This window comes from Paenibacillus sp. J31P190 (genome assembly GCF_059692075.1).
In genome coordinates this window covers 272,238-294,207 of the sequence record NZ_JCAUAS010000002.1, presented here as the reverse complement: position 1 = coordinate 294,207, position 21,970 = coordinate 272,238, and the positions used below count along the sequence as shown (strand labels likewise).

General features: G+C 47.0%; 18 protein-coding genes. 16 read left to right on the top strand and 2 right to left on the bottom strand.

Annotated features, from left to right (window positions below):
* From AC58U0_RS04950 to AC58U0_RS04940, 3 genes are all read left to right on the top strand, one after another.
* Positions 1-717, top strand: coding sequence for an ABC transporter ATP-binding protein (locus tag AC58U0_RS04950; protein WP_497377915.1), 717 nt, complete (start codon positions 1-3; stop codon positions 715-717).
* Positions 714-1,892: an ABC transporter permease gene (locus AC58U0_RS04945; protein ID WP_497377914.1), complete on the top strand. Its 1,179-nt coding sequence runs from the start codon at positions 714-716 to the stop codon at positions 1,890-1,892. The genes AC58U0_RS04950 and AC58U0_RS04945 overlap by 4 nt, the downstream gene beginning before the upstream one ends.
* Before the next feature lie 127 nt (positions 1,893-2,019).
* Positions 2,020-4,137 carry a hypothetical protein gene (locus AC58U0_RS04940; protein WP_497377913.1) on the top strand — a complete coding sequence of 706 codons (2,118 nt, stop codon included), beginning with the start codon at positions 2,020-2,022 and terminating at the stop codon, positions 4,135-4,137.
* A gap of 293 nt (positions 4,138-4,430) precedes the next feature.
* On the opposite strand, the gene AC58U0_RS04935 is transcribed toward AC58U0_RS04940, so the two are convergent.
* On the bottom strand, positions 4,431-5,021 hold the full coding sequence (locus AC58U0_RS04935; protein ID WP_497377912.1) for a beta-class carbonic anhydrase: 591 nt from the start codon (positions 5,019-5,021) through the stop codon (positions 4,431-4,433).
* Between the two features lie 51 nt (positions 5,022-5,072).
* Complete coding sequence (locus tag AC58U0_RS04930; protein WP_497377911.1) at positions 5,073-5,399, bottom strand: iron-sulfur cluster biosynthesis family protein; 327 nt, start codon at positions 5,397-5,399, stop codon at positions 5,073-5,075.
* Between the two features lie 142 nt (positions 5,400-5,541).
* Between AC58U0_RS04930 and AC58U0_RS04925 the strand changes: the two genes are divergently transcribed.
* The 13 genes from AC58U0_RS04925 (at position 5,542) to hfq (ending at position 21,920) form a co-directional block, all read left to right on the top strand.
* Complete coding sequence (locus AC58U0_RS04925) at positions 5,542-7,062, top strand: carboxypeptidase M32 (RefSeq protein WP_497377910.1); 1,521 nt, start codon at positions 5,542-5,544, stop codon at positions 7,060-7,062.
* A gap of 210 nt (positions 7,063-7,272) precedes the next feature.
* Positions 7,273-8,286 (top strand): ABC transporter substrate-binding protein, encoded by a 1,014-nt coding sequence (locus tag AC58U0_RS04920; protein ID WP_057302331.1) that lies wholly within the window; start codon positions 7,273-7,275, stop codon positions 8,284-8,286.
* Between the two features lie 48 nt (positions 8,287-8,334).
* Entirely contained in the window at positions 8,335-9,108 is a 774-nt protein-coding gene (locus tag AC58U0_RS04915) for an ABC transporter ATP-binding protein (RefSeq protein ID WP_497377908.1), read from the top strand.
* 40 nt (positions 9,109-9,148) lie between these two features.
* Positions 9,149-9,943, top strand: a complete 795-nt coding sequence (locus AC58U0_RS04910) for an ABC transporter permease (RefSeq protein ID WP_497378250.1) — start codon at positions 9,149-9,151, stop codon at positions 9,941-9,943.
* A gap of 70 nt (positions 9,944-10,013) precedes the next feature.
* The gene (locus tag AC58U0_RS04905; protein WP_497377907.1) at positions 10,014-10,973 is read left to right on the top strand and encodes an aromatic acid exporter family protein; all 960 of its coding nucleotides are present in this window, start codon (positions 10,014-10,016) and stop codon (positions 10,971-10,973) included.
* 114 nt (positions 10,974-11,087) lie between these two features.
* Complete coding sequence (gene cotE, locus AC58U0_RS04900; protein ID WP_057302335.1) at positions 11,088-11,654, top strand: outer spore coat protein CotE; 567 nt, start codon at positions 11,088-11,090, stop codon at positions 11,652-11,654.
* A 145-nt stretch (positions 11,655-11,799) separates the two neighbouring features.
* On the top strand, positions 11,800-13,266 hold the full coding sequence (locus AC58U0_RS04895) for a putative amidoligase domain-containing protein (RefSeq protein WP_497377906.1): 1,467 nt from the start codon (positions 11,800-11,802) through the stop codon (positions 13,264-13,266).
* 412 nt (positions 13,267-13,678) lie between these two features.
* Positions 13,679-16,306 carry a DNA mismatch repair protein MutS gene (gene mutS / locus AC58U0_RS04890; protein WP_497377905.1) on the top strand — a complete coding sequence of 876 codons (2,628 nt, stop codon included), beginning with the start codon at positions 13,679-13,681 and terminating at the stop codon, positions 16,304-16,306.
* Between the two features lie 82 nt (positions 16,307-16,388).
* Positions 16,389-17,822, top strand: coding sequence for a S41 family peptidase (locus AC58U0_RS04885; protein ID WP_497377904.1), 1,434 nt, complete (start codon positions 16,389-16,391; stop codon positions 17,820-17,822).
* Positions 17,823-17,827: 5 nt separating this feature from the next.
* Positions 17,828-19,873, top strand: coding sequence for a DNA mismatch repair endonuclease MutL (gene mutL / locus AC58U0_RS04880; RefSeq protein ID WP_497377903.1), 2,046 nt, complete (start codon positions 17,828-17,830; stop codon positions 19,871-19,873).
* A gap of 4 nt (positions 19,874-19,877) precedes the next feature.
* Positions 19,878-20,654, top strand: a complete 777-nt coding sequence (locus AC58U0_RS04875; RefSeq protein WP_497377902.1) for a class I SAM-dependent methyltransferase — start codon at positions 19,878-19,880, stop codon at positions 20,652-20,654.
* A complete protein-coding gene (gene miaA, locus AC58U0_RS04870; protein ID WP_497377901.1) occupies positions 20,648-21,616 on the top strand; it encodes a tRNA (adenosine(37)-N6)-dimethylallyltransferase MiaA in 969 nt (322 codons plus the stop codon). Before AC58U0_RS04875 ends, miaA begins: the two co-directional genes overlap by 7 nt.
* Before the next feature lie 64 nt (positions 21,617-21,680).
* Positions 21,681-21,920, top strand: coding sequence for an RNA chaperone Hfq (gene hfq, locus AC58U0_RS04865; protein ID WP_029193229.1), 240 nt, complete (start codon positions 21,681-21,683; stop codon positions 21,918-21,920).
* Positions 21,921-21,970 lie beyond the last annotated feature (50 nt).

Sequence of the window (21,970 nt, the reverse complement as noted above, 5' to 3'; positions counted from 1 at the left end):
ATGAATATCATTGAACTGAAAGAGATTACCAAAACATATAAACGCGGGGAAGAAGATCTTCATGTTCTGCGCAGCATATCGCTTTCCGTTGCCGAGGGTGATTTTGTCGCCATTATCGGACCGAGTGGATCAGGGAAATCGACACTCATGAACACGATTGGCTTATTAGATGTGCCTACGACAGGCAGTTATACGCTGGATGGCGTTGTGACCGAGAATATGGGTGATAATGCCCTTGCTGAACTGCGAAACCAGAAGATCGGCTTCATTTTCCAACAATTTAATTTATTGCCTCGTTTGTCAGCTATGGAAAATGTGGAGCTTCCGATGATCTATGCTGGCATTCCAAGGAAGGAACGGCGGGAGCGGGCTAACAACATGTTGAAGATGCTCGGGATGGGAGAACGTGGTCATCATAAGCCAAGTGAACTATCAGGCGGCCAGCAGCAGCGTGTGGCCATCGCGCGGGCGCTTGCGATCTCCCCTTCGCTCATCTTAGCGGATGAACCAACCGGTGCTTTGGACTCCAGAACGGGTGAAGAAGTATTGGAGTTAATCCTGCAGCTGAATGCACAAGGAAATACCATCGTATTGATTACGCATGATCATCACATTGCCGACAATGCCAAACGTGTCGTTTCCCTTAAGGATGGCGTCATTATTGATGACTATCGGAATAACATTCATATGGTTGCACAGCATGAGGTGAGCGTATGAAGCTAAGTGAACTCATTCGAATGTCGCTTCGTACGATCATATCGAGTCCGCTGCGAACATTTTTAACCATGCTAGGCGTCATTATTGGAGTAAGCTCAGTCGTAACCTTAGTATCGATAGGTCAAGGCACATCAGAACAAATCGCCAAGCAATACGAGAACATGGGGACGAATCTGCTAGTTGTCACCGCGACCGGTAACGGACGTGCAACGCAATTGAATTATGATGAGCTGATGAATTTCGAGAATTTTCCGGAGTTCCAGTCGATTGCGCCAACGATGACGAAGAACGGATCCAACATTAAATATGATCGTACGCAGGAGAAGTACAACGTTATCGGTACGAACGATCGCTATTTTAACATTATCAAAGCCAATATTGACAAGGGGCGGAATCTCGCCCCAGCTGATCTAGAATTTCGCTCGAATGTCGTAATACTGGGTAGTGAAGTGGCTAAAACGTTCTTTGGTCAGCTAAACCCTGTAGGTGAAGATATCAATATCGACGGAGTCGTGTTCAATGTTATTGGAACTCTGAAAGAGAAGGGCTCTAACATCGGCGGGGCTTCTGTCGACAGTGCAGTGATTATGCCTTTGGAAACAGCAAGACGGCAATTCAAGCTGGGGCAAATTCGCACAACCTACGTTGAAGCGCCGACGAAGGATGATATTTACACCGCTCAAGAGACAATGAAGCAGTATTTGACGTACAAGTTCAAAAGCGATACAGGCTTCATTTTAACGAACCAAGATGAACTGCTTAAAGCACGGACTGAAGCAACGAATACGCTTACGAATCAATTAGTGGCTGTTGCGTTAATCTCTTTACTCGTCGGCGGCATCGGAATCATGAATATTATGTTAGTTACGGTGAGTGAACGAACGCGTGAAATTGGGATTCGCAAATCGATTGGCGCCAAGCGCAGAAATATTTTGCTGCAATTTCTCGTGGAAGCCGTCGTCATCAGCGGTATGGGCGGAATGATTGGACTTGCGCTTGGAATCGGATTATCCTATGCGCTGCCTTATTTTAGCCCCAAGCAAACAACCAGTTTATCTTTTGATATTAGTTTGTATGCCTTTTTATTTTCCGTGCTTGTCGGTGTTATTTTTGGCTTATATCCGGCGAACAAAGCGTCCAAATTGCGACCAATTGACGCGTTGCGATCTGATTGATTTGAGAAATGCAAGACTATGCTTCTACGAAAACTCAAGACTATGCTTACGATGCCAGTTTTACTAAAGCAAACTCAGTAGACGCTTACGAAGTAAGTTTCTACGAAAACTCTAAGGAGGACTACCTGTGAAACAACAACAAAAGATGAAACGCTTGCTCAGTCGTTCGGCTATCATGCTAACCGCAGCAAGCTTCCTAACATTCCCCTTTGCAACATCGGCTTTTGCTGGGAAGGAGGGCGTGTTTCTCAGTGATTCCGTCTACTTTACATTGGACAAAGTTACCTTGTCTGCGGGGGCTGAGGATGGCTCACTTCGCTTCTCATTAGGCCTGAACAATAACAGCAGCTCTCCGGTTGATTTCAATAACTATGGGGTCAAAGTCATAGACACGAATGGAGTGTCTTACACCGCGAAGCTGAGTGAGAAAGTAACGGCGCGTGTGAAAGCGGGAGAAACCGGCACGTTCAAATTTACTTCTGAAATTCCTTCAAATTTGACTCCGTCCCAGTTAAAGGTCGATATTTTCGAATGGAATTATAACGCGATGGAAGATATTGGCGCTTTGTCCGTAGAGGCTGCTTTGGCGGAGTCGGGTCAATCCGTGCTTCAACAAGCGGTTCTGAATTTGAAGGAACTGGACTCCACACTTGCTGATGATGCGTTAGTAACTGCCCAATTAGGCAAAAGCTATAAAGTATATAAAGACGGGGCATGGATGGTGTATACCGACTTACTGCTTGAAAATTTAAGTAGTTCAACTCTCAAGCTACCAGATGGACTTGAATACAATTTCCAGGACAGCAAAGGGCTGACATACAGTGCCCAGTTTGCCAAAGTAGAAGGGCAATCCTTGCTTCCTCAGCAGCCTGTTAAAGCCACCTTACAAGCTGCGGTTCCAGCAGCGCTTGAGACCAAAGATTTGGCATTGATATTCTCTCCAAAAGGAAAGGTGAAGACAACCGTTTTGGGTTCACTGAATGTTGCGAAGTCATTCTCAATTGGTAAAATCGGTTACAAGACGGAGTATCCAAATCTGGATGTTAACGGCCTATCGATCTCAACCTCTTGGGCAGCGGCAAGTAAGCAATCGGATGGATTGCATTTGCAAGCCAATGTGACCTTAACGAATCAAAGCGATGGAATTGTGACCATACCTGCCTTATCGGCAGAGTTCCAAGCACTTCGAGGAAGTGTAGCTGTTACCTCTAGTGATAACGCCGTACGTACGTCGTATTTATCACCGAATGAGTCAACGACATTCCGGTTTTCTGGCATTTTGCCTGCAGGGCTGAACACTGATGCACTGCAATTGGTTGTGCTTGAGAAGCAGGCGGTTGCTTCTACGACAACACAGCCTAGTACAGGAACCGGCAATACGGACGCAAGCAGCAGCAAGCAAGCGGCAGCTTTACCGGTTTCGGTAACTACGCTTGCCGGAGCAGGAAATGGTGGAGAGGTCTCCTCTTACGCAGCCGCACAAGATTACACCCTAGGCACACCATTTAAGCTTACGGCAAGTAATCTCATTGATTCGAATGTCGATGTATCCCTTGTGGAGTTTGGGATGAGTGAGAATTCGGACTTCGGGTTTAAGACAGTTGTTGCGAAGTATAAGCTGACGAATAAAGGAACAACGTCTTTGACCGTTCCGGATTTCCAAACGGATTTGACAAGCGCTGAAGGCTACACATACTCTGGCGTTCGTCAGTCAGCTGTAGCGAAAACCATCGCACCCAATACTAGCTATGTGATGAGTTATTCTTACATGCTGCCTGCCGGCGAGAAAGCTGATCAGCTTGCACTCAATGTTTATGATGCCAATCGCCTAGCGGTGGGGTCATACAAAACAGCCATTCAACCAATACCAAGTACAGGCGCTATCTCCTTGTATCCATTCACCATTGACTTGAAGGATTACTCTGTGAGCGCTACATATAGCAAAGATTCATCTTATGCTTACAGGTTGCGATTGGATTTGGATGTGAAGAGGCAGGAGCAGGTGATTACGGATGCGAACTTCTCAACACTTGCTTTTGAAGTTGTTGACTCGGAAGGACGACTGCTAAGCTCCAAGTCGATGACCTTCACAGGGCAGCAAAAAATCATGTCCGGCGTTCAATTCATTGATTTCGGCAATATCAAATCCGAACAATTGAGTTCCGATGTCAGCATCAACGTGTATGAAGTAGTAGCAACACCTAACGGCGACGCTAAACGCTTAGTGAAAACGATAAAAATGTAACACGGTAAGAGCAACGGCGCATCCCCCGATACGGGGGAGAGCGCCTTTTTTGTAAGATAAGAATAAGGCCTGATATCCGTGCAGTGTGTGGCTTGTAACGATGTTTTACATCGTTGCAGATGTCCAAGTAGCTGGGAGGGGCTGTTAAACGAAGAACCCTGGCTAATGTCCAGGTTTTTTTGATATTGATATGCGTAGAAGTTGGCACAATGCTAGAAGTCATAGAAAAAGAAGCCTTAAACTCCACGTTAAAGTGGATTGAAAGGCTTCTTTATTTGTATTTTTGGGCTAGCTCATTCCACTTTTTGAGAAATGGAACCATCTGATTCATAACCGACTTCCACCAAATCGAGTCGACCTGATTCGGGATCCATGATGAGGCCGTGAACAGGTAAATTTTTGGGAAGCAAGGGATGGTTTCGAATGATGTTAACGCTTTTCTCGATGCCTTCACGCACATGATTAAAGCCTGTTAACCAGCGAGACAAGTCGATGCCTGAATGTCCCAGTGTCTCAATGACATCATCGGAGATGCCTCTGTTTTTCGCTTTCGTAATTACACTCTCAGAATTCAATCCCGTCATCCCGCAGTCGTGATGCCCAATAACGAATATTTCATCCGCTTCCAACTGGTAGACGGCGACGATAATACTACGCATAACACTTCCGAAGGGATGAGAGACAATCGCTCCGGCATTTTTAATGATTTTGGCGTCTCCATTTTGAAGATTCATGGCTTTGGGCAGCAGTTCGACCAGCCGCGTATCCATGCAAGTAAGAACAACCATCCGTTTGTCTGGGAATTTCGTAGTCAGAAACTCTTGATACTGCTTCGTTTCTACGAATTCCTTGTTGTAATTCAAGATTTCGCTAATCAAAGACATGGTTTCCCTCCAGGTAAGTTGATGTGCTGCTTGTCTATATTTTTAGCAGTTTTATCTTTTGTCGACTAAGCTCATACCCGCATTATAAATTTGATTATTACTCTTAAGTATATAGGATTTATTTCCTTCATGGTAGTCGATTTTCATATTTTCTTCAAAAAAGATTTCATCCTTAGCTTTATAAATGAGATTGAAAGTATCGGTTTCAGCGGTAAGATCATCATCATTTGCTTGGGAAACCAGCCAAAGGGTAGGCACTCCGTTTACGGAACAGCCGCAGTCTTCTGTATCAAAAACTAGCTTTAAGACAGCTTCATTCTGGCCAGAAGTAAATGGTGTCAATCTATGAATAGCTGTATCGGTAAACGTGATTTTCATAAGAGTCATCTCCTTCAAGTGTTTGCACAGTTAGGTTTCTTACCTAAGCTTGTCATTATTCTATCATACCCCAGCATAAATTTGATTCTGAGTAGGGGACGAAGTATGATAAAATAAGAAACTTTTGGGAGGAGATTAGAGCATGAGTGTGCAAGCAGCCCCAGCAAAGCTGGAATCTTTCAAGGCCTATGTCCGCAAAATGAAGCAGTACGAGGAGGCCATCGCCTTAATTTATTGGGATATGCGTACCGGCGCTCCAAAAAAAGGAATAGAAACGCGTTCTGAAGTCGTCGGAGAGCTGTCCACCGAAGTTTTCCGTATGTCTACATCCGATGAAATGGGAAGTTATTTGGACTTTTTCATGCAGCCTTCTGAATTAGAGAAGCTAGATGCCATTTCCAAAAAAATGGTCGTAGAATGTAAAAAAGAATATGATCGCAGTAAAAAAATACCGGCCGAGAAATATCAGGCCTATGTCGTCCTTACCTCGCAAGCAGAATCCGCTTGGGAAGATGCGAAGCATAACTCCGATTGGGCTTCGTTCCAACCATATCTGGAGAAAATCGTTGCTACTACTCAAGAATTTATTGAGCTGTGGGGCTACGAAGGCAATAAATACAACACCTTGTTGGATATGTATGAACCGGGAATGACCGTTGAGAAATTAGACGAAGTTTTCGGTGCGCTGCGTGAAAAAGCGGTTCCCTTACTTCAACGTATTCAAGCTTCAGCCAATCAGCCTAATCGATCCTTTTTGGATCAACAATTTGAAATTAGAAAGCAGAAGAAGTTCTCACTTTCCATTTTGAAGCAAATGCAGTATGACTTTGAAGCGGGCCGATTAGATGAAACGGTGCATCCGTTCGCAACAGCACTGAACCCAGGTGATGTTCGGATCACAACACGCTATTTGCCGAATGATATCACATCTGCTTTGTTCGGAACGATTCATGAAGGTGGACATGCGCTGTATGAGCAAAACATTTCCAAAGACTTAGTTGGTACGAATCTGTGCACAGGCACATCGATGGGGATTCACGAGTCACAGTCCCGCTTCTGGGAAAATGTGATCGGACGCAGTAAAGCGTTCTGGGATCGCTACTATGGCGAGCTGCAAACGACGTTCAGCGGGCAAATTGATGATGTGGACGCGGATTCCTTCTATCGTGCTATAAACCATATCGAGCCGTCATTAATTCGTATAGAAGCCGATGAATTGACTTACAACTTACATATTATGATTCGCTATGAGCTGGAAAAAGGGTTATTCAACGGTACGATTGCCGTAGCTGATCTGCCTAAAGCTTGGAATGCCAAATACGAAGAGTATTTGGGTGTGGTTCCAGCGAATGACGGCGAGGGTGTACTGCAGGATGTGCACTGGTCTGGTGGTGCGTTTGGTTATTTCCCGTCCTATGCACTCGGTAATATGTACGCGGCGCAATTCACGCATACCCTTCGCAAAGAGCTCCCGAATTTCGACAGCTTGATTGCTGAAGGCAATCTGGTACCGATCAAGGAATGGCTAACGGATAAAGTTTACCAGCATGGCAAGCTTTTGACGCCGAATGAAATCATTCGCCAAGTGACTGGTGAAGATTTGAATCCCGACTATCTGGTCCAATACTTGGAAGAGAAGTACCAAACGGTTTACGGTATTTAAAGTGAGTAAAGCAGCATCTTGAGGCAGGAATATTGCCTTGGGGTGCTGTTTTTTTATATAGCTGCACAATTTGCAGGTCATGCTCTCCAAAGCACGTTCGCACATAATTCTGATGCACAAAATGCATATAGTGTGGAATCAAAAAACAATATTAACCGACTTCTGGGCTCCTGCATAGGATACATTACTACTTTTATCGGAGGGACGTCCATGAACAATCGGAAAAGATGGGGATTCACATTATCCGCCGTCCTACTGCTCAGTTTAATCGTTTCGGCGTGCGGAACGAAAAGCGAAGAAACAACAAAGGTTCGTATTGGTGAAGTCACGCGATCTATCTTTTATGCTCCGCAGTATGTGGCTTTATCGCAAGGGTTTTTCAAGGATGAAGGGCTTGATGTTGAATTGACCACCACACCAGGCGGCGACAAAACGATGACAGCCTTATTGTCAAACGCTATTGATGTAGCTTTAGTTGGATCGGAAACTTCGATCTACGTATCGCAACAAGGCTCGGATGATCCGGTTATTAATTTTGCGCAGCTGACCCAAACGGATGGTACCTTCCTGGTTGCTAGGAAGAAAGTAGATAAGTTCGACTGGAACTCGCTCAAAGGCTCTGTTTTCCTCGGCCAACGTAAAGGCGGCATGCCTCAGATGGCTGGCGAATTCACATTGAAGAAACACAACATCAATCCTCAAAAGGATCTCCAGCTTATTCAAAATATTGAATTTGCTAATATCGCGTCCGCGTATGCATCGGGAACAGGGGAATATGTACAGCTCTTCGAACCGCAAGCTTCCATTATTGAAAAAGAAGGCAAGGGCTACGTTATGGCTTCCTTCGGTGTGGAGAGCGGACACCTGCCTTACACGGTATTTATGACCAAACAAAGCTTCTTGAAATCAAATGCAGGAACGGTTCAGAAGTTCACCAATGCGGTACAACGCGCTCAGCTTTGGGTTGCCGCGAAAAGTGTGGATGAAATCACGAATGCGGTTCTGCCTTATTTTAAAGATATCGATGTAGAAATTGTAAAAAGTGTTGTTAAACGCTATAAGGATCAAGGATCATTCGCGACGGACGGCATTGTTGATGAACAAGAATGGAACAATTTGCTAGATGTGATGACTTCCGCAGGTGAGTTGAAAGAAAAGGTAGCTTGGAAAAAGCTAGTGAACAATAGCTTTGCAGAGAAAGCGAAATCGAACGTAAAACCGTAGTAATCAGCATTAGGCATGTCGATGAATCGAACAAGAGGGGGGACGAACATGGATACAGCTGTGACTGTAAAAGACGTGACACAAGTTTATGTGACAGAGGAACGAGCTACACTTGCTGTTGAGCAGATTGATTTTGAAATCCAGCGTGGTGAATTCGTTAGTCTGATCGGCCCAAGTGGCTGTGGGAAGACAACTCTCTTGTCGATCATTGCCGGGCTTATTCGTCCGACAGTGGGTACGGTGACTGTTGCGGGAGGGATCGTAGACGGTCCATCGACAAGGGTGGGGTATATGCTTCAGCAGGATTATTTATTCCCATGGCGGTCGATTGAAGACAATGCTTGTATGGGTTTAGAAATTACAGGAACGTTAACCAAAGAGAAAAAACAGGATGTGCTTCATTTATTGGATGAGATGGGGCTGCTCGGCTTCAAAGATTATTATCCCGCTCAGCTATCCGGGGGCATGCGTCAGCGAGTCGCGTTAGTACGAACATTAGCCACAGAGCCTGAACTGCTTCTGCTGGATGAACCGTTCTCCGCGCTCGATTATCAGACCAAGCTTCAGTTGGAGGATTTGGTTGTAGAGACTCTTCGTGCGAAGAAGAAGACAGCACTCCTTGTGACACATGATATCTCTGAGGCAATAGCGATGAGTGATCGTATTATTGTGCTGAACCCTAATCCGGGACGAATTCGCAAAGAATTTATAATTCCGCAGGAAATTCGGTCCTCCGTGCCTTTCGCAGCGCGGGAATTGCCCGATTTCCATGTGCTTTTTCGATTGATTTGGCAGGAGTTTGGGGGCGTGCATCATGAGTGATGGTAAGCAGCAGGCGCGTCTCAACGAAAAAGCGGACGATATGCTTACACAGCAAGTTCATCAGCAATTTTTGGCTGAAAGGAAAAAGAAAACGAACTATGTAAGGCTTGTTCAACTAGCCATCCTGCTGTTGTTTTTTTCTTTCTGGGAAATGGCGGCCCGTTTAAAGTGGATCGATGTGCTGCTTTTTAGTTATCCAACGAAAGTTTTTAAGCTGCTCTGGGATAAACTCCTTGATGGCAGCCTCCTTCCGCATGTGGGCGTAACGGTCGTTGAAACCATTATCGGTTTTGTGTTAGGCACTTTGTTCGGTACGGCGTTAGCGGTTGTGATTTGGTGGTCGCCGTTTCTCTCCCGCGTGCTTGATCCCTATATTGTTGTGCTGAATAGTATGCCTAAAGTAGCGCTTGGACCATTATTTATCGTAGGTCTGGGTCCAGGCTTGCTTTCGATTATTGCAACTACACTTTCAATAACAGTTATAATCACAACCCTAGTCGTGTACGGGAGCTTCAAAGAGGTGGATAACAACTATGTAAAGGTCGTCACTTTATTTGGGGGTAATCAGCGAAAAGTGTTCTTAAAAGCTATTCTACCCGCTTCATTCCCCGCCATCGTCTCGACTTTGAAAGTGAATGTAGGTCTGGCGTGGATCGGTGTGATCGTAGGCGAATTTCTCGTATCGCAAAGGGGTCTTGGTTATTTGATTATATACGGTTTTCAAGTGTTTAATTTTACACTGGTTATCTCTACATTGTTCGTCATTGCGATTGTGGCTACCGTTATGTATCAAATTGTGTCCAATTTGGAAAAAAGAATGACAAAGCATCGATAAGCCTTGCCACTTTATGCCCAAAATGAAATAATGAGCCCATAGTTAAAACCAACAACGAGGTGAAAAAGCTATGGGCTTTCGTGTGCTCAAAACAGCGCTAGCGGTCGTAATAGCGATGTATCTAGCGCACGTATTCGGAATAAAAACGCCTGCGGCAGCGGGACTTCTTGCTATTCTGGGTATAGAAGTGACGAAGAAAAAAGGGATTCAAAGCGCATTTCATCGGATCTTAGCTTCCATGCTCGCGCTTCTCGCAGGCTCTCTACTTTTTATGGTATTGGGGTTCCATGTGTGGGTTGTCAGTATATTCATCCTCGTCGTGTTTCCCGTCCTTCATAGGCTGCGGATTACGGAGGGGGCGGTGACCGGGGCAGTTGTTATGCTGCATCTCTTCGCCTATGAAACTGCCGGATGGACGGCGGTTCTGAATGAAATGTATCTTCTGCTCATTGGATTGGGTACAGCGACACTCATCAATATCGCCTATATGCCTAAGACGGATAAAGCGATCGAGAGGCATAAGCAAAGAATCGAGGCGCTATTTTCGGATATTTTCGTAAACATGGCTAAGCATTTGAGAGATAATACCGTTGTGTGGGATGGCAAGGAGCTTTTGGAAGTTAGTGAAGAGATTGATCAAGGGGCAGGGCTGGCTAAACGTACGATGGAGAATACACTCATTTTCGGAGGAGACCCCTACTTGCAGGTATATTTCTTTATGAGAGGGGAGCAGTTGGAGTCGATCCACCGAATGATCGATCTGGTTGCCCAAGTGTATCAAACTTTGCCGCAGGGGGAGTGGGTGGCAGCGATTCTTGAAGATATTAGTCAAACCGTTAAGGAAGACTACTATACTGGTGAAGCGGAGAAAGAATTGCAAGTTCTAGATGCTCGTTATAAACAGCTGCCTTTGCCGGAAAGCCGGGAAGAATTCGAGGTGCGATCTGCCATTTTACAGCTTAACAGGGAGCTTATGCAATATTTATCTATAGCCAAAAAGCAAAAAAAACAGCGCCCAGAGGCGGGTTGACTCTTAAAGATATGAGTATTTTTATATCGTAAAAATAATATAAAATAATTGTCACTCTAGACTGCTGTCCTGCATACACTTGTAATGAATGATTGTATGGAGGAGGTTGAAAGGATGTCATTAGATAAAGATTTGCAAAGCAGAGAGATCATTACAAAAGCTGTCTGCGGTAAAGGTCGCAAATTTTCGCATGTAAGTCATACCGTGACTCCGCCCTTTTCTCCGACCAGTATATTGGGCGCTTGGATTATTAATAACCAATTCGAGTCGATCCAATCTGGAGAGGGCGTAGAGGTAGTTGGTACTTATGATATCAACATCTGGTATTCTTACGATCGTAACACCAAAACAGATGTAGCAAAAGAAACCGTTTCTTATGTAGAAATTGTTGGGCTAAGTTATCTGGACAAAAAACATAGGCCAACAACTGCTGAAGTATCTGCTGTCGCAACGCAAGAGCCGAACTGTGTGGAAGCAAGTATCTCTTCTAGCGGCGACAGCGTAGTCATTCGGGTGGAACGGGAGTTCCAAGTTGAGTTGGTCGCTGAAACGAAAGTCTTCGTCATTGTTAGCCCCTACGGCCCCAGTGACTTCGACGACAAGCATGTAGATTTCGATGACAACGGCGATGGAGATTTCGAGGATCTGGACGCCGATCTGCTTGAGGATGATTTGGATTAAGGAATCTTATACACCAGTGTATGCGGGTGAAAGAGGTTCGGCAGAGGGCATTTGCCCTCTTTTTTGTTTTATTTCAATAAATGGGCTTTTTGATCAGATGCACGGACTGTGAGGATGGAATGAGAACGGAGAAGGGGCAAAATGGATGGAAACATTCTTACTGCACGCACAGGAAAAAGAAGCGCTGGAGCTAGCGGATCTCATCCGCATACCCAGTGGTTCAAGGCTGCCGGCCGATTGGCGAGGTCAGGTCATCATCCATTGGGGAACTGCTCATGATGAGTGGCCGTTGAAGCCGGCGCTGCAGCCGATCAGGGCGATTCTTAGGGCTCAGATGCGTTCGAAACGGGAAGAACTGCTTCATTTGCACGGCATCAAGACGGTAGCTTGGCAGAATGGCCGAAGTGCCAAAGATGAGCGATTAGCATTCACACATAAATATAAGGTAGCTGTATTTCATTTACAGACATTGGCTGTTTATGAGAAGAAGGAGACGCTTCTGTTGTCGGAGAAAGCTCTCTATGATCAAAGACAATTAAATGCCAGTTCGGCATACATAGAAGTTACACCAGATCGTGCCAATTTTCATGTTCGAAGGGCTAGCCGTGAGTCTGTAAAAGCTGTCTATGCACTCGGCCTAGACTATGGCCTTGTCACCATAGGTGTATTGCCTAGCGGGCACACCTTGGTATTGGATGTGGATCCCGTTCCTAAGCTGAACGGGAAGCTGGCGCAGTTGTTCGCGCAGGCGATCGATCGCTATGAGATCGCTATCGCGAAGGAGCTGCGGCGCAAGGAGCGGGCGATGCTCGGCAGCGACCCCGAGTTCCTGCTGCTCAGCCCGCAGGGCAAGGTCGTCTTCGCCGACCGCTTCCTGACGCGGGACGGCGAAGTCGGCTGCGATGCCGTCGTGCTCAGCGGACATCGCCTGATCTTGCCGCTGGCGGAGCTGCGCCCGCAGCCGAGCACAGACCCGCGCGAGCTGGCGAGGAACCTGCGATCTACGATGCAGCTCGCCGCGCGGAAGATCGACGACGAGAGCCTCTCGTGGCTCTCGGGCGGCATGCCGGTGGGGGGCTACCCCCTCGGCGGGCATATCCACTTCAGCCGCTGTTGGCTGAATGGGCATTTATTGCGCGCGCTCGATAATTACCTCGCGCTGCCCTTGATCTTGATCGAGGGCGACACGACGCGAGAACGCCGCCCTCGGTACGGCTTCCTTGGCGACTTCCGCAAGAAGTCGCATGGGGGCTTCGAGTACCGTACTCTGCCTAGCTGGCTGCATTCGCCCGATATCACGCGCGGTGTGTTCGCGCTAGCCTCGCTCATTGCTGATAACTACTGGCTGCTGCCTCGGCAGCCCTTGCAGGATCCGGAGATTCAAGCGGCCTACTATCGTGGGGATAAGCAGCGGCTTCAAGCTACAGTTGCGAAGCTTTGGCAGGATCTTGAGCAGCTGAAGGGCTATGACGTATTCGCTGCCGTTCTGGAACGTCTCCGAGAAAGAATCACGTCAATGGAGCCATGGAACGAAAGAGCTGATTTTCGTAAAGCTTGGAAAATTACACCCTACCATCGTAAAGAAGCTTTTGAAGAACAAATCATGTTATAATAGTGTATCTATAAGAGATTTGAAATGGTTTTAATCTGTGCATGGGGACACATTTGGATGGTGCATTTACAGTTGGATAAGAGCCTTCATAAGCTGCTATTTTACATAAAAGTGTTGCTGTTTGATGGATAGCGGTCTTTAGAGGCTCTTATTTCGAGAAATCATTGGAAAATGAAGCGTATCTGATAAGATAAGAGTCTTTAGAAGCTTCTATTTTCGCTAAAGGTAATAAAAGTGGATGGATAGCAGTCTTTAGGGGCTCTTATTCCAGGAGTTCATTGGGAAAAGGTATTGAATAGCAGTCTGTTAGAGGCTCGCCCTCTGACATTCTTTTTGCACACATATGAAAATGAAGTTTGCTAGTTTCATAGATTTTGACAATGAATATAGTGATTGGTTGGAGGAACGCAAGGTGGCCCAATATACGCCGATGATTCAGCAATACTTGGCCGTGAAGGCGCAAGTCCCGGATGCTTTTTTGTTTTTTCGTCTGGGTGATTTCTATGAAATGTTTTTTGATGATGCGATTAATGCTTCACGAGAGTTGGAAATTACGTTAACAGGTAGAGAAGGCGGCGGCGACGAGAAAATCCCGATGTGCGGTGTCCCTCATCATGCGGCGGACAATTACATGTCTCGGTTAATCGAGAAAGGGTATAAAGTCGCCATTTGCGAGCAAGTAGAAGACCCTGCTGAAGCCAAAGGTGTCGTGAGACGTGAGATTGTTCGTATCGTTACGCCGGGGACCGTTATGGATAGCAAGCTTCTAGGCGAATCGAGCAACAATTACATCGTTTCCCTAGTGAGTCAGGAACATGGTTATGCTTTTACGGCATGCGATATTTCAACGGGGGAGTTATATACAACACGGCTTTCTAACTCATGGGAACTCGTCGTTGATGAACTCAATGTGTACAACCCTTCGGAGATTATTACGGATAAAGGTTTATTAACAACAATTCGGGAAACAGGCCTCACTTGGGGACGCAGTACGGTGCTAACGGAATGGACGCAAGTGGATGAAAAACTGCTGGATGAGCATTTTGCTGAGGATGCCGCACTGCCTACTTTATCCGCTTTGAACCGTCAAGGCGTTGCCTTGCTGCTTGCTTATTTGAAAGAAACCCAAAAACGAGCATTGACTCATGTGAAGCATATCCGGGTATATGAGCCCGATCAATTCATGACGATGGATCCTTTTACGCGTAGAAATCTTGAACTCGTTGAAACGGTACGTGAACGCGCGAAAAAAGGTTCTTTGCTTTGGCTGCTCGACAAAACAGTAACAGCGATGGGCGCCCGTATGCTGCGCCGTTGGATCGAAAAGCCGCTCATGAGCGTATCACGCATCGAAGAGCGGCTGGAAGCTGTCAATCTGCTCTACAATCAGCTCATTGTCAGAGAAGATGTGAAGCAAGCGTTGAAGGAAGTCTACGATTTGGAGCGTTTAGTTGCTCGTATTTCCTACGGGAATGCGAATGCTCGCGATATGATCGCTCTCAAGCACTCTTTGCAGCAGGTTCCGCTGCTTCAAGAAGTATGTGCAGCTTCCGGTTCGGAAACGCTTCGCAAACTCGTCGAAAATATGGATGCCTGTGAAGATGTGATGTCGTGGATTGCTAGCGCCATTGAGGACGAGCCGCCTGTATCCATTCGGGATGGCGGAATGATCCGTGAAGGCTACCAGCCATACTTAGATCAACTCCGGGAAGCCAGTAAGAACGGGAAACAGTGGATCGCGGAGCTCGAGCGTCAGGAGCGGGAGGCGACGGGCATCAAGTCGCTCAAAATCGGCTACAACAAAGTGTTCGGTTACTTTATTGAGGTGACCAAAGCGAACATGTCCGCGCTGCAGGAAGGCCGCTATGAACGCAAGCAGACGCTTGCGAATGCCGAGCGCTACGTAACGCCAGAGCTCAAAGAGAAAGAAGCGCTCATTCTGGAAGCGCAGGATAAAATGGTTGATCTGGAGTATGAGCTGTTCACGGAGCTTCGCGACCGGATCTCTGAGCATATCTCCAGATTACAGAAGTTGGCGGAAGTGATCGCTACCGCCGACGTGTATCAGTCGCTGGCCACGGTCAGCGCGGCGCATCACTACCGCAAGCCGGAGATCGGCGAAGGCTTCGATCTCGAGATTGAAGAAGGCCGCCACCCTGTGGTGGAGGCGGTCATTCAAGACGGCTCGTTCATCGCGAACGAAACGAGCCTGCTGCTAGATGAGGGCCGCATTCTGCTTATTACCGGACCGAACATGGCCGGTAAGAGTACCTATATGCGGCAGGTCGCCGTGATCTGCCTGATGGCGCAGATCGGCTGTTTCGTACCTGCCAGATCTGCGCGTATTCCGGTCACCGACCGAATTTTCACGCGGATCGGCGCTGCCGATGATCTGATCGGCGGTCAGAGTACGTTCATGGTTGAGATGATGGACATCCAAGTGATGACCGAGAAGGCGACGAGCAAGAGCCTCGTCATCATCGATGAGCTTGGCCGCGGCACCTCGACCGGGGAAGGGATGGCGATCGCGCAAGCGGTCATCGAGTTCCTGCATGACCGGATCGGCTGCAAGACGCTCGTTTCGACGCATTTCCACGAGCTTGCGCATCTGGAAGAAAGCCTTGGGCATCTGCGCAATCACTGCATGGCTGTGAAAGAGAGCGGCAGGCAGGTGACCTTCCTGCGCAAGCTCATTCCCGGGGCAGCGAGTACGAGTTACGGCATCTACTGTGCCGAAATCGCGGGGCTGCCCGAGGACATCATTCAGCGCTCCTATGAGCTGCTGAATGGGTTTGAAGAGCGGGCTGCGGGCGCTGCGCAGATCGCCGCAACGACAGCTGCCGTCCCGCAGGCGGCAGCTCCCATACAGCAGCTGTCCCTCTTCGAGGAAGACAGCACGGCAAACACGGCTGTCAAGAAGAAGCAGCCGGACGGCAAATCTCAGCTGGTGCTCGACCAGCTGAAAGGGATCGATCTAATCAATATGACGCCGCTGCAGGCGCTCAATTTAGTATACGAATGGAAGCAAAAGCTGCAATAAGCTTGTTGTGTAAGTTTTTATTGTTTCGCAGTTCCATTTTTGCAACATTTCAGCCTAATCATATATTCGAGGAGAGACGCACATGAAACAACCAAGAATGAAAACAATGAAGGTTACACTAGCACTGGCGTCGGCTCTTATGACGGTTCTGCCCTTAAATGCGTTGGCACAAGAAGATTTGCAAACACAGCAAGTCAGAGAAATCATTGGGAAGCTGCATGTAAGTGGTGTAACAGAAGAAGCGCTAGCTAATCAAAGCATTAAGCAAATGGTAGAAGGTCTGAAAGATCCATATACCGTATTTTTCAGCCAAGAAGAATACGGTCAGTTCTCCAGCTCCTTAGAAAATAATTACGTCGGCATGGGCGCTCGAATCGGGATTGATGACAAAGGTGTGTATTTATCCGAGGTTTTTGCAGGTTCATCAGCTGAATCAGCCGGCTTGCAGCGTGATGACTATGTCCGCGCGGTGGATGGCGTCCCAGCTTCTACAACCTCTATCGATGAAGTCAGAAACAAAATTGTTGGTGTAGCGGGGACGAAAGTAAAAGTTACCATACAACGCGGTGACAAAGAATTAACCGTTGAGATTACTCGTAAAGGGATCAATGTACCTGAAGTGTATAGCAAGAGCTTTGCGAATGGTGTTGGTTACATTCAAATTACGGATTTTTCAAGCGATGCGGACGAGGATTTTGGTAAACAGCTTACGGATCTACAGGCAAAAGGTTTGAAATCTTTGATTCTAGATGTTCGTAATAATCCAGGAGGTCTTGTGGATACCGCTCAGAACATTGCCAAGCATTTTGTTAAAGAAGGCGTTCTGATTCATACTAGAGACCGCAATGGCGTGGATGATCCGGTGTTGATCACGGGCGGAACGGAATTGTCTATTCCTTTTTACATTTTAGCCAATGAGTATAGCGCAAGCGCTTCGGAAGTGCTGTCGGGCGCTTTGCAGGACTACAATGTTGCTAAAGTGATCGGCATGCAAACGTATGGCAAAGGCAGTGTACAACAGCTTTATCAATTGGATAACAACAGTGCGTTGAAAGTGACCGTTGAAGAGTACTTAACGCCGAATAAGCGTAAAGTGAACAAAGTCGGAATCACTCCGGACATCAAAGTGGACGGAGCTTCTGCACAATTGATTACCGCTTTACAGACAGTGGGGATTACAGATATTAACGTTGAGATTTCCAAACACAGTGTGACTTATAACGGCGTGGAAATAGGAAGCGGATTCGGTAATTTCCGTGAAAATGGCAAATTATATGCATCAACACGCGGCCTGGCTGCACTTGTTGGAGCTACGATTACATGGAACGAGATGACGCGTACAGTCGATATTTCCGATAATAAAGGAACGCATGCCATTCCTGCCCAGGCAGACAAGCTAATCATTGAAAACGGGACTAGCTACGTCAATGTTGATCTTTTCGATGATTATTTTCCGCAGCTGGAAGTGAAGGATCAAGGGGAGAATGTTTCCATCCGCGCTGTAAAGGGGAACTAAGAATTATGGGTAAAATCCAACTCTTAAGCGAACATATTGCGAACCAAATCGCCGCAGGGGAAGTAGTGGAACGACCTTCATCTGTGGTGAAAGAACTTGTCGAGAACTCGGTGGATGCCGGCAGTACTCGGATTGATGTGACGATTGAAGAGGGCGGTCTTCAGCTGATTCGGGTGTCCGATAACGGCTCCGGTATGGCTTTGGAAGATTGTGAATTAGCCTTTCAGCGTCATGCGACGAGTAAAATCGCGACAAGCAAAGACTTATTCTCGATACGAACATTAGGCTTCCGCGGCGAGGCTTTGCCGAGTATAGCGTCCGTGTCTAGGCTAGAGTGTGTGACTAGCTCTACGAATGATGGACTGGGGCGGAAAATCTCCATTGAAGGCGGCACGATTCGCAGTGTCGAAGAAACGGCTGCTTCACGCGGGACTGAAGTGTCGGTGAGGGAATTATTTTATAACACACCGGCACGGTTGAAATATATGAAAACGATCCAAACCGAGCTTGGCCATATCTCAGATTATTTGTACAGATTAGCGCTGGCTCACCCTGGTATCGCCTTTTCGTTGAAACATAACAGCAATCTCCTGCTGCAAACGTTGGGCAACGGAGACTTGCTTCAGGTCATCGCCGGCATCTACGGCACAGCAATCGGCAAGCAAATGCTTCCTCTCCAAGTGGAAAGCTTGGATTATTCCATCACGGGCTTCGTGGCGAAGCCCGAAATGACCCGCGCGAACCGAGGCGGCATCTCGACCATTGTGAATGGTCGTTACGTGCGCAACTTCGCGCTGAATCAAGCGCTGCTGCAGGGATATCATACCCTGCTGCCGATCAACCGCTATCCAGTGGCTGTGCTGCACATCGGGATGGACCCTGCCTTAGTGGATGTGAATGTGCATCCATCTAAGCTCGAAGTCCGCTTTAGCAAAGAAGCGGAGCTAACCGCATTAATCGAAGCCGAAGTGAAACGGCTATTTGGAAGGCAGGTGCTGATTCCGCAAGGGATGAAGCCAGCCGCACCTAAGGGCGCATACGTACAGGAACAGCTGGATCTTACTAGAACGGTTGAGCCAACAACTGGATCAAGCTCATCCACGCCGGCAGCTTCATCTGCGATACCTACACCGCTTCCTGATTCTACAATACAACGTGTATCCGTGGATTCGGACAGCATGGTTTTGCCGCAAGTGAAGGAGGTCGGTACAGCTTACCGACCAGAATCGGTATCAACTTCCCGGCCACCTATTGTTGAGCCGCTGAGAAGCTCGATAGCTTCCACAGCTTCTGGAACTTCCGGAGCTTCATATTCGAGCCGTCCGACATCACCATCCAACAACAGCTACTCGTCTGCTGCTGGAAGTAATCCCAGAAGTACGTCCATTCAGCAGCAGCGCCGGACGAACGAAGCGTTCATGGACCTACTGCCCTCCAAACAGGAAGGCGAGGCTCCCATGCTTCCCGCTTTTCCAAGATTGGACCCGATCGGTCAAATGCACGGCACTTATTTGGTCGCCCAAAACGAAGAAGGCCTGTTCCTGATTGATCAGCATGCTGCGCATGAACGAATTAATTATGAATATTATTACGAGCGTTTTGGCAATCCTGCTGAGGCAAGCCAAGAATTAATCGTTCCTATTACATTAGAGTTTACACCGTCTGAAGCAGGTATTATTGCCGAGAAACTGTCGCTTTTTGAGCAGGCAGGCGTGTATATGGAGGCTTTCGGAGGGAATACGTTCCTAGTCCGTGCGCATCCACACTGGTTTCCGTCAGGAGAAGAGAAGGGGATCGTCGAAGAAATGTGTGAGTGGGTCCTCAGCGAGAGAAAGGCTGTAGACATCGCCAAACTCAGAGAAAAGGCAGCTATTATGTGCTCTTGCAAAGCATCGATCAAAGCGAATCAAGGACTAAGTGTTCTTGAGATGGAAACGCTGATCGACCGACTCTCAGGCTGCCGTAATCCTTACACGTGCCCGCATGGACGGCCGATTGTCGTTAGCTTTACGACTTATGAACTGGAAAAAATGTTTAAGAGAGTGATGTAAACCCGTGCTAGTGACAACTTCGTATAATCCGTCCAGTGATTTATTGGACAAAGCCGTGCGATTGGCTGCTGCGTATGACGGCCGAGTCGTACCCCGAAGGAAGTATTCTTTGGAACATCTTAGGAATAATTATAAGGATGATTCCCTTCTGCTTGTGACCAGAGATGAGATCAGGTACTATGGAGAAGACCAACCTGCGTACTTTTTTCATCCCAGTATGGCCCTCGTTCGAGTCAAACGTATGCAGCGAGGCGAAGCCGATTTATTAATTGAGGCTTCTGGTGCAGCTTTTGGCGATGATATCTTGGATTGTACAGCAGGTTTAGCGTCGGATTCTATCGTGTTCTCCTTTGCTGTTGGCCCCCAAGGAAGCGTCATGGCACTCGAAAGCGAAAAGATTCCAGCTATGCTGATACAAGAAGGTTTAGCCGTTTATGAATCGGAAATTCCCGAGCTAAACGAGGCTATGAGGCGCATCATGGTTAGAAAGACACATCACCTCGCGTATTTGCAGCAATTAGAACCGCAAAGTGTAGATGTTGTCTATTTTGATCCGATGTTTCGCAGTCCGATTGAGGAATCTCAAGCGATTTCTCATCTTAGACGCAATGCGAACGATGAAGCTATCAGTATGGCATCTATCGAAGAAGCTAAAAGAGTTGCACGCAAGAGCATTGTGCTCAAAGAAAACAGAGACAGTAAAGAATTTGCCCGGCTCGGTTTCGAGCATGTATTACGATCGACGACCAAAACAACGTATGGAGTGATTCGACTGTGTTAGCCCCATCAGCCAAGCCGAAATTACTCGTGCTACTAGGTCCTACGGCAGTTGGTAAGACCAAGCTAAGTTTAGAAATCGCTCAGAAGTTTGGCTGCGAAATTATTTCCGGAGATTCCATGCAGGTGTATCGAGGTATGGATATTGGTACAGCCAAAGCGAGTGAAGCTGAGCAAAAGCTTGTCCCGCATCATTTGATTGATATTCATGATCCTTCCTATCCCTTTTCGGCGGCTGAATTTCAAGAACGTGTAAAGGCTTTGATTCTGGACATTCATTCGCGTGGAAAGCTTCCATTTATTGTAGGAGGTACAGGCCTTTATATCGAGTCTGTATGTTACGATTATCAATTCACAGAAGTCAGTATGGATGAAGCGTTCCGCCAAGAACAGGAAGCCTATGCCACTGAGCATGGGGATGAGGCGCTGCATCAGAAGCTGCGTGATATTGACCCTGAGAGCGCTAATCGACTTCATGCCAATGATCGTAGACGCGTAATACGAGCTCTTGAGATTTACTATATCTCAGGTGAAACGATGACAAACCATTTGGCGTCCCAGAAAAAAGAGTCTCCTTACGAACTATGTATCATTGGATTGACGATGGATCGTGCACTGCTGTACAAGCGTATTGAGGAACGTATCGACGCGATGATGCAGGAGGGACTTATCGAGGAAGTTCAATCGATCCTTGCCGCAGGCTGTCCTAAGCAAGCGATTTCCATGCAGGCTCTCGGTTACAAAGAAATCGTCAGCTATCTGGAGGGTGAGTTGAGTTTAGAGGAAGCGGTAACGCTGCTCAAGCGTGATACGCGCCGATTTGCGAAGCGCCAATTGTCATGGTTTCGGCATATGAAAGACATTCATTGGGTGGATGTGACGGAATCAGCAAATTTTTCTGCCCATTTCCAAATTATTAATGATATACTAGCAGGAAAGTTTGTACATAAAATTGAATATAATTAACAAATACACCAATAGAAAATAGCGCCTTCTGGCGATAGTTTCATTCCATTAAGGGGGACCACTGATGAACAGATCCATTAATATCCAGGACAATTTTCTTAATCAACTACGTAAAGAAAGCATTCCCGTTACCGTATATTTAACCAATGGGTTTCAAATCAGAGGACTAATTCGCGCATTTGACAACTTCACGATCATCATTGACAGTGAAGGCCGTCAACAAATGGTTTACAAACATGCCATCTCCACCTTCACGCCGCAACGAGCTGTTTCTTTGATGGCTGCCGCTGAAGCTTCGGAATAATCCGTACTCGTACGTTTTGTTTTGCAACTTTTCTATGGACTGAATCGTCT